At 63.8% G+C, this 13,744-nt stretch carries 13 protein-coding genes; 2 read left to right on the top strand and 11 right to left on the bottom strand.

The features are described 5' to 3' along the window. Positions 1-5: 5 nt before the first annotated feature. Positions 6-782 (top strand): enoyl-CoA hydratase-related protein, encoded by a 777-nt coding sequence (locus RPPS3_RS03385; protein WP_107342842.1) that lies wholly within the window; start codon positions 6-8, stop codon positions 780-782. A gap of 19 nt (positions 783-801) precedes the next feature. On the opposite strand, the gene RPPS3_RS03380 is transcribed toward RPPS3_RS03385, so the two are convergent. The 11 genes from RPPS3_RS03380 to RPPS3_RS03330 all read right to left on the bottom strand — a co-directional run bounded on the left by RPPS3_RS03380 (position 802) and on the right by RPPS3_RS03330 (position 10,812). Beyond that, complete coding sequence (locus tag RPPS3_RS03380) at positions 802-1,713, bottom strand: flagellin (RefSeq protein ID WP_107342841.1); 912 nt, start codon at positions 1,711-1,713, stop codon at positions 802-804. Between the two features lie 15 nt (positions 1,714-1,728). After that, the gene (flgK, locus tag RPPS3_RS03375; RefSeq protein ID WP_107342840.1) at positions 1,729-3,492 is read right to left on the bottom strand and encodes a flagellar hook-associated protein FlgK; all 1,764 of its coding nucleotides are present in this window, start codon (positions 3,490-3,492) and stop codon (positions 1,729-1,731) included. Between the two features lie 20 nt (positions 3,493-3,512). Then, the gene (locus tag RPPS3_RS03370; RefSeq protein ID WP_107346409.1) at positions 3,513-3,965 is read right to left on the bottom strand and encodes a flagellar protein FlgN; all 453 of its coding nucleotides are present in this window, start codon (positions 3,963-3,965) and stop codon (positions 3,513-3,515) included. 24 nt (positions 3,966-3,989) lie between these two features. After that, positions 3,990-4,247: a hypothetical protein gene (locus RPPS3_RS03365; protein WP_107342839.1), complete on the bottom strand. Its 258-nt coding sequence runs from the start codon at positions 4,245-4,247 to the stop codon at positions 3,990-3,992. A 5-nt stretch (positions 4,248-4,252) separates the two neighbouring features. After that, complete coding sequence (gene flgE, locus RPPS3_RS03360; protein WP_107342838.1) at positions 4,253-5,518, bottom strand: flagellar hook protein FlgE; 1,266 nt, start codon at positions 5,516-5,518, stop codon at positions 4,253-4,255. Positions 5,519-5,537: 19 nt separating this feature from the next. After that, complete coding sequence (locus RPPS3_RS03355; protein WP_107342837.1) at positions 5,538-6,206, bottom strand: flagellar hook assembly protein FlgD; 669 nt, start codon at positions 6,204-6,206, stop codon at positions 5,538-5,540. 376 nt (positions 6,207-6,582) lie between these two features. After that, positions 6,583-6,882, bottom strand: a complete 300-nt coding sequence (locus RPPS3_RS03350; RefSeq protein WP_107346408.1) for a hypothetical protein — start codon at positions 6,880-6,882, stop codon at positions 6,583-6,585. Positions 6,883-6,977: 95 nt separating this feature from the next. Beyond that, on the bottom strand, positions 6,978-7,370 hold the full coding sequence (gene fliS / locus RPPS3_RS03345) for a flagellar export chaperone FliS (RefSeq protein ID WP_107342836.1): 393 nt from the start codon (positions 7,368-7,370) through the stop codon (positions 6,978-6,980). Beyond that, complete coding sequence (fliD, locus tag RPPS3_RS03340) at positions 7,370-9,085, bottom strand: flagellar filament capping protein FliD (RefSeq protein WP_107342835.1); 1,716 nt, start codon at positions 9,083-9,085, stop codon at positions 7,370-7,372. The genes fliS and fliD overlap by 1 nt, the downstream gene beginning before the upstream one ends. A 61-nt stretch (positions 9,086-9,146) precedes the next feature. Beyond that, on the bottom strand, positions 9,147-9,971 hold the full coding sequence (locus RPPS3_RS03335) for a flagellin (protein WP_011156207.1): 825 nt from the start codon (positions 9,969-9,971) through the stop codon (positions 9,147-9,149). A 142-nt stretch (positions 9,972-10,113) separates the two neighbouring features. Then, a complete protein-coding gene (locus RPPS3_RS03330; protein ID WP_107342834.1) occupies positions 10,114-10,812 on the bottom strand; it encodes an RNA polymerase sigma factor in 699 nt (232 codons plus the stop codon). A 661-nt stretch (positions 10,813-11,473) separates the two neighbouring features. Between RPPS3_RS03330 and RPPS3_RS03325 the strand changes: the two genes are divergently transcribed. Further along, positions 11,474-13,717 (top strand): hypothetical protein, encoded by a 2,244-nt coding sequence (locus tag RPPS3_RS03325; RefSeq protein ID WP_234820080.1) that lies wholly within the window; start codon positions 11,474-11,476, stop codon positions 13,715-13,717. Positions 13,718-13,744: the final 27 nt, after the last annotated feature.

Genomic DNA, 13,744 nt, shown 5'->3' with positions numbered 1-13,744 from the left:
CGACCTTGTCGTCCAATCCCATCCTCACCGAAACCCAGGGCCGGGTCGGCATCATCACGCTGAACCGGCCGGAAGTCCTCAACGCGCTGAACGACGCGCTGATGGATGCGCTCGGCGCTGCCCTTCTGGCGTTCGACGCCGACGACGGCATCGGTGCGATCGTGATCGCCGGCAATGCCCGCGCGTTCGCGGCCGGCGCCGACATCGCCTCGATGGCGGCGTTGAGCTATAGCGACGTCTACGGCTCGAACTTCATCACCCGCAATTGGGAAACGATCCGCCAGGTGCGAAAGCCGGTGCTGGCCGCGGTGGCCGGCCTCGCCTATGGCGGCGGCTGCGAATTGGCGCTTGCCTGCGACATCGTGATCGCCGGCCGCAGTGCCAAATTCGCGCTGCCGGAAATCAAGCTCGGCCTGCTGCCCGGAGCCGGCGGCACGCAACGCTTGCCGCGCGCGATCGGCAAGGCAAAGGCCATGGACATGTGCCTGTCGGCGCGACCACTCAACGCCGAAGAGGCCGATCGCTACGGCCTGGTGTCGCGTGTGGTCGATGACGACAGGCTGCGCGACGAGACCGTGGCGCTGGCCACCACGATCGCGGCGTTCTCCGCCCCCGCCCTGATGGCGCTGAAGGAAAGCCTCAACCGCGCATTCGAAAGCACGCTCGCCGAAGGCATCCTGTTCGAGCGTCGCGAGCTGCACGCCCGCTTCGCCAGCGCCGACGCCCGCGAGGGCATTCGGGCCTTCCTGGAGAAGCGCGCACCACACTTCACCCACCGCTAGGCTGTGCGGCGCCGCCTCGTCATTTCAGATAGCTGGCAAGATTGAGGCTAAAGATCTTGCCGATCGCCGAATACGACGCGGTCAATTGCGACTGGTAGGTCGACAGTTCGGCGGTGACCGCAGCCACGTCAACGCTGGTCAGGTCACTCGCCAGCGTCGAGGCGAAGCTTTTGTAGTCGCTCTGCCGCGCACTAGCGTTCTCGATTTCGGACGCAGCGTTTCCGAGTCTCTCCTGCACCGAGGCAGAGGCATCAAGCGCGGAACTCGCCAGATCGAGCGCCGTCGCGATCTGGCTGGAGGACAACGACGAACTGTTGGCCACATAGCGCAGCACGCGCATCACCTGCTCGAACGCGGAATTGTCGGCGTTGACACCGTAGGCCACCGACTGGTCGGCGCTGACGCGGACGGACGTGGTCGCGTCGTCGCCGACGTAATAGCTGGTGTCGGCGGTGGTAGTGCTGCCGGCGCTCGAGGCAAAGCTGCTGAGATCGACCGGCGGCGTCGACGTCTTGCTGCCGGCAAACACGTATTGGCCGTCGTACTGCGTATTCAGCAGCGATCCCACCTGCTGCAGCATCTGCTGCGCCGAGCTGATCGCCGAGGTCGCTTCGGTGGCGCTTCCAGTCGACGCCGCACTGAGCTGCGAGCGGAGCTGCGTCACGATGTCGGCGATCGAGCCGGCCGCCGAGTACATCACCTGGACTTTGCCGCCGGCCAGCGTCGCCGCATCGATGTAGGACTGCGCACGGGTGACCCCGACCTGCAGATTGACGACGTGCTGGGCGTCGGCGCCGTAGCCGGCAAAACTCTCGGACTTCACGCCCGAGGCTTCCTGGATCTGCAGCTCCGCCATCCGCGACTGCACCCGCAGCGCGTCTGCGATCATCTGTCCGGACTGCGCGAAGGTCGCGACCCGCATCACCGTCATGCGCCGGCTCCTGCGTCAGGTCGAGCTCACGGCGCTGACCAGCGCGGTGAACATCGCATTGATCGCCTGGATCAGTTGTGAGGCGGCGGTGTATTTGTTCTGCAATTCGCTGAGCCGCGCCGACTCTTCATCGAGATTGACGCCGGACTGCGACGACAGCGAGTTGGCATAGGTCGATTGCGCAGCCTCTTTGGCGCTGTAGGTCGAGGACGCCTGCGACGCTTTCCCCGCGACGCTGGAAACGATGGTCGAAGCGAAGTCGGCGAACGAGCCGGTGACGGCCGCCAGCCCCCCCACCGCTTTGAAGCTGGTCGATCCGGTCAGCGCATCGTACAGCGTATTGGCAGCGCTGGCTCCATCGGACGACAGCACCGAACTGCCAGTGGTGAGCGTTGCGGACGACGACAGTGTCGCCAGCGACAGCGACGTTTTGCCGGACAGGATATCGCTGCGGACCGCGATGTCCGACGCCCCGGTGGCGGTGACGAGATCGTTGAGGCCGAAATAGTCGGAGAAGCTTTCACCGGCACTGCCGACCGAACTGGTGAGCCCCGCAATCGAAACGCCTGTGTTGGACGCAGTCGTCGCGATCTTCAGGTGCCCGCTGGTGTCGATCGAGGCCGACAGTCCGGACACGCCGTTAATGGCGCTCACCAGATCACCCACACTCGAATAGGACGACAAATCGAGATCGCTATAGGAGATAAGCTTGCCGCTTGAATCGGTGACCGCGAGACGCACCGAGCCCGTCGCCGACAGCGCGTCCGAACTGCTGACCGTGGCGATACCGGTCAGGTTCGTCGGTGGCGGCAGCGTGGTCTGGCCGTTGGACACCGCATTGAGGCTGGTCGCGAGCTGCTGCGCCAGTTCGTCGAGTTGCGATTGGGCGGCTGGCAGCGTCTGGTCGCGCAGCGTCACCAGTGCACCGATTTTGCCCGACGTGATCTGCGACGTGACATCGACGCCATTGAGCATGATGCCGCTGAAGCCGCCGCTACTGTAGCTGGTCACAGCGCTGACGCTCGCCGTCGTGGTGTAGCTCAAGGGATGCGCCGCGCTGTCGACCAGCGCCTGACCGGTTGCCGTATAGACCTGCAGATCGCCGTTCGACGCCGTGTAGTAGCTGACATTCATCTGCGACGACAGATCCTGCAGCGCGGTGTTGCGCTTGTCTTCGAGATCCGCCGTCGACTGGCCCGCGGCCGCCGCCTGCTTGATCGCCGCATTCAGATCGGCGATCTTCTGCACATCGTCGTTCACCGAGCCGACTGCCGAAGCGATGTCCTGATCGGCATTGGATCGCAATTTCTGGATGCCGCTGGAGGTCTCGCGCAATTGCGACGCCACGCTGTCGAGCGCATCGACCACATTGGACTGCAGCGCCGAGCTGGTCGGCGTGCTCGCGAGCGACGACAACGCCGATTCCAGCGATGCCAGCGTATTGGCGAGCGAGGTTCCGGTCGATGTGCTGGTCGCGCTGGTCGAGGAACCGTAGAGCTGCTGCAACGAGGTCAGGTAGCTGTTGGTGGTGTCGGCCGCGCCCAGATCCGAATTCGCCGCGATCAGCGATTTCAACAGCAGCTTGTTGACCGAGCTGGTGATGCCTGTAACGGTGACGCCGGTGCCGACCCCGCCGGTGACGCTGCTGGCCTGACCGGCGGTCTTCTTGGTGTAGCCCGTCGTGTCGGCATTCGAGATGTTCGCCGAGGTCACTGAGATCTGGACCTGCGTCGCCGCGAGGCCGCTGAACGCGATGCTGCGGGCGATGTTGAGCGACACGCGAGCCTCCCTGGGGTGGATCAGGCGCGAAGGCTGGTCCCGCACGACACCGCTCGGGCGGTGCGCGTCCCGGCGGCGCCATACGGCGCATTGCCGGCCAGTTGCTCGCGGATCGCCTGCATCACCGCCTCGATCCGGCGATTGCTGGCTTCGATCGCAGCGCGCAGCCGCATCAGGTTTTCATCCATCGCGCCACGGAGCTGAAGAATCCGGTCGAGCAGTCTGTCGCGCAGCTGGCGGTTCTGCACCTGGATCACGCCATTGCCGCCAGTGCATTCAGCCACCCAGCGCTCGAACAGCTCGGCGAGCCGCGCCTTCTCGTCGACCTGCTTCAGCCGCGACGCGGGCAATCCCTTGGCGAGCTCGACATTCTCGTCGTCGATCACCAGGATCAGGTCATCGATCAGCGCGATCATCGCCAGCGCGCGCTCATCGCTCACCGGAGAAACCGTGGGGGTGCCAATCTGTGCCATCTTCATCATTCCCGTTGTTCGAATTTAGTGACGCCGCACGGGTGCGCCTGCCCCGCGCGCGTAGGCCGTGATCGCCGTGGTCCGCGTCGTCGCGCGGGCCATCTCGCTGCCGACCCGCTCGCGGCCTCGGACGAGTTCGCACTTAATCTTCTCGATCTCGTCCAGCAGCGCGACCAGTTGGCCGCGATCGCCGCGGTCTACTGCCTGCGACAGCAGCTTGAGCCGTGCCAACCGGCTGAGCAGCAATTCGAGATGCGTCTCATCGCTGACGGCAGTGACCATGGCGGCTACCTCATCGCGGAGATCAGGGTGTCGAACATCTTGTTCACCGTCGTGATCACCTGCGAGGCTGCCGAATAAGCTTGCTGCGCCGAGATCATGCTGGCGAACTGGCTCGAGGTGTCGGTGGTGCTGGATTCCAGTTCGCTACCGTAGATTTTGCCGGCCCCGTTGCTGCCGGAGGTCTGAACCGATGCATCGCCAGACGCCGCGGTCGCCGAGTAGATGCCGTAGCTGTTCACCGAGAGGCCGTCGGGATCCTTGAAGGTCGCGACTGCGATTTTGTAAATCGCGATGGTCTGTCCGTTCGAATAGGTCGCATTTACCGTGCCGTCATCGCCGACCGCGATGCTGCTCAATTTGCCGTAAGGCAGACCGTCGGACGAAATGCTGGTGACGTTGATGGTCGGCGTCGCTTCACCCGATGCATATTGGGTGAGGCCGTTGGTCTTACCGACCGTTCCCAGATCGAGCGAGATCGTGCTGTTTGCGGCACCGTTGGTCCAGCCCGACACCGAGATCGTCGGCGGACTGGGGCTGGTGGACGCGAGCGAGCCATCGCTGTTGAACGTGAGCGACACCGAGCCGGTGGTGGTGCCGGTGGTGGTGCTGGTGCTCGACGATAGCGTCGGATTGGCGAAGCCTGCCGTCCAGGCATTTGACGCCGTCTTGGTCCATGTCACCTGGATCGAGTTGGCGGTGCCGAGCGAGTCGTACACCGTCATCGAGCTCGAATAAGTCGCGCCTGTCTCCGCATCCGCCGGCAGATTGGCCGCGAAGGTGGTCTTGGTGGTAGCGCTGCCGCTGGTCGCGGCCACGTTGGTGTTGATCGGCGACAGCGTCGCCGACGATGCGTCGCCGACGATCTTGCCGTCGGCGTCGGTGCGCCAACCTTCCAGGTAATAGCCGCTGTTGACCAGATACCCGGCGTTGTCGATCGAGAACGCGCCGTTTCGGGTATAAGACGTTGTGCCGCCCGAGGTCTGGTCCGACACGACGAAAAAGCCGGAGCCCTGGATGGCAACATCGGTCGCGTTGCTGGTCGCAGCCAGAAGACCCTGCTGGCTGATGTTGGCGCGCCCCGCCACGGTGACGCCGCCGGATGCGTAGGACGTCGCGCTGCTCGACGCCGTCACCAGCTGGCTGAACATCGCCGAGGTGGTTTTGTAACCGGTGGTGTCGGAGTTGGCGATGTTGTCGGAAATCATCGACAACGATTGGCTCTGCGCGTTGAGCGCAGATATCGCCGAGGAAAGCGCGCCAGTGAGACTCATGATACTACTCCGGCCGCACTCAGGACGAAACGCCGATGATGTTGCTGGCGCTGACCGACACGCCGTTGACGAGCAGGGCCGGCGTGCTCGACGAGGTGTCGATGCCGGTCACGGTGCCGCTCACGGTGGAATATTTGTAGACGGAGTTGCCGGCTGAATCGGTCGCACTCACCGAGATGGTGTACTGGCCGCCGTCCGCGAGCTGGGTGCCGCTCGAATTCTTGCCGTCCCAGGTGAAGCTGTTGGAGCCGGCGTTGCCGGAGCCAGTGCCGCTCCACACGGTGTTGCCGGATGAATCCTTGATGCTGATCGACACATCGGAGGCCGCTGACGACAGCGTGTAGCCGAAGGTCGCCGAGCCGCCCGTCAGCGTCGCCGTGTCGGTCTTCGCCTCGACGGTGTGGCCGATGTAGTTGACGGAATTCAGCGTCACCAGGCTGGAGAACGAATTCGCCAGCGACGTCATGCTGGAGTTGATCTCCTGCTGCTGGCTGAAATTGGCATAGGAGGTGAGCTGATTGATGAAATCGGTCGTGCTGGTCGCATTCAGCGGATCTTGGTTCTGGAGTTCGCTGATCAGCAGGCTGAGAAAATCGCTCGAGCTCAGCGACGAAGACGCCGAACTGGTCGAACTCGTCGTGCTGGTCGTGGTGGCGGCCGTCGATACGGCGCTGGAAATCGTGGTCATGGCGTAGCCATCCTGTCTTCGCCGGATGCGGCGGAGGACTCGGGTCGTGTGGTGATCGTCGTGATGGAGATCGCGAGGTGGTCTGCTGATCAAACGCGCGAGGCGGCCAAATCAGGCGCGCGTCCGCGGTGGCAGAACGACTTGATTGCTCGGCAGAATTTGCCTGTAGCAGGACGTGACGGAACAACGCCGGCAGAATCGGAATACGTATCAAGCAGCCAGTGACGACGTGCGCCGCTAACGAAGCGGCGCAGCATCTGGATCAATTCAAAGACGATGGATGAATTGGAGCGCCGGCTTCATCGCAGCGCTGGCTGATCCGGAGGCTCATTGGAATGGTCGCGCCAGAATCATTTGGCGCACCAGCAGAGCGTCCTTAGCCGTGGGGAGTTGCGGGCTCGGAAGGAGCGCGATCGTCGGCAGGCTCGGTCTTGGCGGTTGTCTTGGCCGTTTCGGCGCGCATCGCGGCCGCAACGATCCGGTCGGCGAGTCCCGCCGGGGCCCGAACCGGCGGAGCGGACAGCGCCTCTCGGACGGCACGCGCCTGTGCCAATAGAGCGCGCGCGGCGGCGGACTCCTGCAGCAATCTCTCTGCGGCGAGACGCCGATCATCGGGCCAGCGGGAAGGATCTTCCCCCAGCCGATCGATCAGGTCTTCAAGTTCCGCAACGTCCATGTTGTGCTCGCCGAGGGCTACCACCTCCCTCTTAAAGCAATTACGTGCCGCCGGAAATCCGTTTTCGGTGGAGACGATTACGGGGATCATCGTCATCAACGCCGCGTCGTCACCGCGACATACTCCCAAGCCTCACGCAACTCGGCGATGCTCGCGATGATCCGCCGCAGGTTGGCGGCGGCATGCGGCCTGCCATAGGACCGCAGCGCCGCCAGCACCAGCGCATTGTACGTCTCGTACAGCCGCTCGGCGACGGCGCCTCCACGGCTGCAATCCAGATGATGGCTCAGGCCGCGGAGAATTGCGGTCGCCCGCACCAAGCAATCGTGGCCATGCTCAAATCGGCGAGCCTCCTGCGCCTCAATCGCCTGATGCAGCAGCGTCATGGCGCCGCCGTGCAACATCACCACGGCCTTCAGCGGAGGAACGGTTACGGCGGTGCCGCGATAAGCCTGATTGGCGCGGTGCGCCATTGCATTCTGGGTCATCAATTACTCGAACTGGCGTTGAGCAGGGCCTTGAGATAGGTCATCGTGTTGTCGGCGCTCGCAATCGCCGCCTGGTATTTGGCGTATTGGGTCTGCAGCTGCGCCTTGAACGTGGCAGCCGCGGCCGTGATGTCATCCACCCGCTGCTGCAACTCGCTGTCGCGGCTCTGCAGATTGGTGATCAGCGTCTGCAACGAGCCAGTGCTGGCCGAGGCCGTCTTGGCGATCTGGTACATTTGCGTGGCAATGCCCGATGTCGACGTGACGGTGATCGACTGCGAGGTGGTGCCGGTATAGGTGAATGCCATGCCGGCGTAGATGCTGCCGGACGCGCCGATAATCGTGTTGCCGCTGATCGTGAATAGCGAACTGTCGCCGCCGACCGAAGCGCTGCTCAGCGTTCCGCTGGAATCAACGGTCAGATCCAGCGTGAACGACTGGGGCGACGTTCCGGTGTTGACGACGCTGAGCTGGCTGGACGATGTGGTGGTCTGCGCCGACAGCAGCTTGGTGACGCCGCTGAGATTGGTCGAGAGGATCGTCGACAGCGTGCTCGTATCAAGTTCAAGCTCGTTCTGATCGTTGAACGACAGGCCGATGTCGCTCATCGACAGCCCGCCCACCGTCGTGTTCAGGGCGGCTTCCAGCCGGGTCGTGATATCGCGCATGGTCCCGTCGCCGAACAGCACCGCGCTGTCCGATGCCGTGCCGTCGGAGTTGGTCGCCTGCTGCGCGATCACCTCGTCCCGATAGGTATTGTAATTGGTGACGAAGGTGGTCAGCGCCGATTGGATCTGGCTGGTGTCGGTGCCGATGCTGATGTTGATGGCCGAGCCGGTCGGCGTCGCCTGCAGCAAGTTAAAGGTGACGCCTGCGAGCACGTCGGTAATGTCGTTGGTGTCTCGCGTCATCGAGATGCCGTCGAGCGAGAACTTCGCCGCCTGAGCGGTTTGTAGCACGTTCGCAAACGCACCGGAGCTGTCGGTGAAGCCGAGCGAATTCAGAATGTCGGTCCCGGAACTGCTGGAATAGGTGATATCGGCCGCATCCTTGGTGCCGGTCAGCACCATTTCGTAGGCACCGGAGGACACCTGGACGATCGAGGCCTCGACGTTTGTTGTCGAGGTCTGCGCGTTGACCGCATCGACGATATCCTGCAGCGACATCGTGCTGGTGACGGTGATGTCTGCGGTGGATCCGCCCGCGAGCCCGAGCGAAAACACGCCCGAATAGCCGAGATCGTCGGTTTGACTGGACTGCGTCGTGCCCATCACCTTGTGGGCGGTGGCGATCTGGCTGATCGTCAGCGTATGGTCGCCGGTAGCGGCACCGTTACTGACGCTCATCGACAGCGCCGAGGAGGCGCTGACATCGCCGGTCGACGACAGCGTTGCGGCACGCGTGGCGAACACGTTGGTGGCTAGCGAATTGACCACCGCAGTCGCCAGCGAGGACAATCCCGAGGACAGTTTGCTGAGATCGGTCTGCAGCGTCTGATAGGCCGAGATCTTCGCCTCGTTGGCGGTGATCTTGGTCGAGATCGAAGTCGCCGCGGCGAGCTTGGCGTTCACCGCCGAGGCGATCAGCGAATCCCAATCGACGCTGGTGGTGGTCGAGCTGCCCGAGGTCGTCACCGAGGCGCCAGATGACGACGTCAACGAACTCGTGCTGCTGGTCGTGGCGGTGCTCGACGTCGTGCTGCTGACCGAGGTCATGACCAAAGTCCGATCACAGGAGGAGGCCGGGCCGGCAGGTGCCGGCCCGGATCAGACGTCATCAGCCGAGCAGCTTCAGCAAATATTGTGGCATCTGGTTCGCCGCGGCTTCGGCCGACACCGCCGCCTGGGTCTTCACCTCGGCGGACGACAGCTTTGCCTGCTCGGCCGCGATATCGACGTCCTTGATGGCGGAATTCGCCGACTGCAAATTCTGCGTCTGGGTCGAGATCGAGTCGGCGCTGAAATTGAACCGCGACTCCTGCGCGCCGATGCTGGCGCGAGCCGACGATACGGTGTTGATCGCGGTATCGAGCGCGCTCAGCGCCGTGGTGGCGCCGGACAGGCTGCTAACGTCCAGCGTCGACACACCCAGCGTCGAAGCTTTCAGGTTCGACAGCGTAATGGTGATCGAGTCGCTGCTCTGCGTGCCGACCAGCACGGCGACGCCGGAGGCGAATACGCTGGTGCCGTCGAGCAGGCTCTGGCTCGAATAGCGGGTGCCGCTCGCGATCGAATCGATCTGGCTCGAGAGCTGAGAGAATTCCGAATTGATGTAAGCGCGGCTGGAGTCGGTGGTGGTGCCGGAGGCCGATTCCGAAGCCAGCGACTTCATCCGGGCGAGAATGTCGCTGATGTTCGACGCACCGCCGTCGGCGGTCTGCAGGATCGCCACCGCCTGCGAGGCGTTGGTCGCCGCCTGCTGCAGCGTGGTGACGTCGGACGAGATCCGCGTCGAGATCGCAAGGCCGGCAGCGTCGTCGGACGCCGAGGTGATGCGCGAGCCGCTCGCCAATTTCGACAGCGAGCTGGTCTCCTGGGCGGAGTTGATGTTGAGGTAGCGGACCGCGGAGTTGGCCGCCGTGTTGGTCGAGATCGCGGGCATATCAAGGCTCCTGTGCTGAACGGCATAACCCGCCGCATCGCGGCGATGACACCTGACGACGCGGGATCGTCCCCGTCTGAGTGCTCAAACGGAGGGACCGGCCGCGATCAGGCGACCAGCGCGGACGCAGCGAAAGTTATGGTCAAAAATCGGTAAACGCCGCCCGCAGCTCGGGCTCGTCGCCGCTGAGCCGTGCGCGCAGCTGCTGACGCCCACGCTTGAGCAGCGACTCCACCGCGGCAATGGTGGTGTCCATCACCTCGGCGATCTCGGCGTTGCTCATGTTCTCGTGGTACGAGAGAATCACCGCGATCCGCTGCTGCTCGGGCAGCCGCTGCATCGCGGCTTCGAGCAGATTGCTGAGTTCGTTGCGCTCGATCACGCGAACCGCATCCGGCTGAGTATCCGCCACCTCGGGGACAGCTTCGACGTTTTCGGTCCGCGGCTTGCGGCGCAGGTCGATGCAGCGATTGCTGACGACGCGATACAGCCAGGTCGAGAACTTGGCGCGGCCGTGCTGCCAGCGCCCGCGATGCGTCCATACCTTCAGCATAGTGTCCTGCACCACGTCCTCGGCATCGGCCGCATTGCCGAGAATCCGGAGCGCGATCGAATAGGCGCGGTCGATGTGCCGCTCGACCAGCATCCTGAAGGCCGCTTCGTCGTCGGTCGCAAGACGGTCGAGCAGATCGGCATCCTCGTCGAACACCATCTCGGCACTGACCGGCGGACTATCGAGCACGATCTCAACCGGCTGCATGTCCGACGCTTCGTTATCAGCCGGGGCAGTCGCGGCGACTATGACTTCGGCGGGGGCCAAAACATCGAGCGCGCCATTCATCTCGCATCCTCCAACTCGCAGCCCCGGCACAACTCCGCCAACGCGGGCTTATCGAGTTGAACGCGCCATCGCCCCCAACCAGGCGCTAGATTTTGCAATTTTTTCAGATACTTAGATGGAATAATTTGCCCACCGCCGGGCAAAATTTGCCGCCCTCGTCGCGACCACAAGCCGCAAGCAGCCGCCCCGCACAACGCGGAACGGGCCGCGCGCGGCCACGACGGCATGAGGACAGCAGGGCTGGTGGAAGGACGGAGAAGCGCACAAAGTCGAAGTCGCCGCTGGGCGACCTTGGGGCGATCAACTCGCCGAAGAACTGTCGACGAAGGCGGCATCTCCGCCCGCAGAAATGTCCAACTCATCGATCCGACGATCACACATGTTCGAATCTGTCAGTTCTCGGTGAAAGCAATCAACTGATCGCACGACGACTTTCTGTATCGACGCGCCTGATTTGTACCATGCGTCCGTTGAACAAAGGCAAACAATTGAGTTTCGCCTTATGTCTTTTGTTTCTATCGATCACACACCACGCGTTGAGAATCGTTTCGCCTGGTCGTTCGATGTTTTCGATACATTTCTGATCCGCGCCTGCACCACGCCGACCGGTGTGTTCGAGCGGACTTATCAGCTGTCGCGTGTTTCGGATCTGTGTCCGAACATGTCTGAACATTTCGTCCAGCATCGCATCCTGGCCGAGTCGCGTGTCCGCGAGGCCGCGCGTTCGCGCGGACAGGCGACAGAGATCAGCATCGACCAGATCTACGCGCGCTTTCCCTTCCGGCTATTCGGGCTGAAGCGCGAGGATCTCGACCACCTGATCGAAGCCGAGTTCAGCGCCGAGCTCGAACTGTGCCGAATCAATCCGGACATGCTCGAGCAATATCGCGCGCGGCGCCGCACCGGGAATCGCGTCGGGTTTATCTCCGACACCTATTGGAATACGGAGCGGCTGGGCCGGCTGCTGCGCGCCTGCAGTCCGGGGCTGACGTGGGATTTTCTGTACGCGTCTTGCGACCATGGTAGCGGCAAGGCAGAAGACCTATTCGCGACCTATCTGCGCCAACAAGGTATCGACGCAAGCTCCGCATGCCATGTCGGCGACAATGAACACGCCGACGTCCGCGGCGCGAAGCGGCACGGCATCCGATCACGGCACTATCCCCAAGCCGGGCCGCGGCTCGCAACACGGCTGCTGCGCGAAGATGCGCTGCAGCAGCTGATGTTCAAAGGACAGCCCACGCGGCTCGACTACGGCGCACGCACGCTGCGGCGGATGGTGGCGGCGCGCAGTGCCGAGAAATCTGCGGCACATCATCTCGGTGCCACGGTGGTCGGGCCGGTGTTGACGGCATTCGACGAATTCGTGGCGACGCGCAGCGCCGACCTTACAGCCGACGGCCGCCGTGTCGCGATCGGCTTTCTCGGCCGCGACGGCTTCCTGTCGCATCGCCTGTGGCAACAGACCCGCGGCGAGCCCGCCGCCTATCTGGAGATCAATCGCCGCGTCAGCCTGATTGCCTCGGCCAATACGATCGGACCGATCTGCGAATTGATCCGCAAGATCCCAAGGATCGACGCGGCGAAGCTGCAGGACATGCTCAAGATCTTGCCGCCGGCGCTGGCGGACTATTTTGGACGCTGCGAGAGCGGAATCGCCACCGGCATCGAGCTGGCCGACGCTCTTCCAGGCTTGGTCGAGCCACACAAGATCGAAACACTCGCGGCGGGCCTGCGCGGACGCCTGCTCGATTACATCCGGCAGCAGATTCCCGACCTCGACGATTGCACCGATCTGCTGCTGGTCGATCTCGGCTATTCGGCCAGCGTGCAGAAGGCGCTGAGCCGAGTTTTAAAACTCGCCGGTCTGACGCTACGTGTCCACGGCTGCTATTTGCTCGCCCTCGGCGATGCGTGCGACGAGCTCGCCGAGGAGGACACCGTCTCCGGGCTGATCGACGATCTTGTTCTGACGCCGCATCTCAATCGGACGCTGATCCGCAACGCGCCGATTTTCGAGCAGATCTGCTGCTCGGCGGAAGGTTCGGTACGCGACTATGCGAACGGTCATGTGCTCCGCGAACCAGATCCGCGGCCGGCCGCGCAGATCGAGGTGACATCCGAGATTCAAGCGGGCGCGCTGACCTACGCGTCGACGGCACGCGGGGTCGCCCGCGAGGTTGGGCTCGATCCCTATCGGGATCTCGGCGTCGCCGCGCGCGCGACCGCCACGACGCTCGGACGCCTGCTGCTGCTGCCGGACGAGGAAGAACTGGCGCTGTTCGGCTCATTTCAGCACGACGTCAATCTCGGCACCGATACGCTCGCGCCCATGATTCACAGCGACGCGATCGGCGACCAGATCGTGCTGCGGGGCCTGCCAACAACCTGTGCGCTGTCGCCCCCGCCGATGTGGATGGCGGGCAGCTTCGCCGCGCACTCACAGTCGCATGCTTTTCTGTATGCATTGTTCGGCGCTGGCCAGCTTCCTGGCGAGATGGTCGGCGACCGGCCTCACGGTTCGCTCCGGATCGGTCTGTTCGGTACGGACGGCGCGGGATCGCTGCAGGAGGTGTCAGTGCTGCGGACCGGTTTCAGCGGCCTGCGCCTGCGCATTCCGCTGTCTGGCGCGATGCGGATCGCAATGATCGCCGTGCCGCTGGGCCGGCTCGCGCGTGAGGGCGTGATCGACGGGGTGATGATCCAGCGCGGCGGCACCGCCGCCGAGGCGATGCGCGCCGAAGCGTTCATGCCGGTCGCAGACGACCGCCTCAGCGCGGCGGGGCTGAACCGCAACGGAAGGCACTACCTCGCCCCAGACGACGACGGCTGCCTGCTGATCCTCGTCGAGCCGGCGGACGGCATCACCATCTACACCGTCGCCGTGACCCCGCTCGGCTGTTAGCGGATCCGGCGCCGGCCGCGCCTGATC

It is taken from the genome of Rhodopseudomonas palustris, assembly GCF_003031265.1.
GTDB classification, from domain to species: Bacteria; Pseudomonadota; Alphaproteobacteria; order Rhizobiales; family Xanthobacteraceae; genus Rhodopseudomonas; species Rhodopseudomonas palustris_H.
Note: the sequence above shows the minus strand (reverse complement) of the source record. Positions and strands in the feature narration are given on the sequence as shown.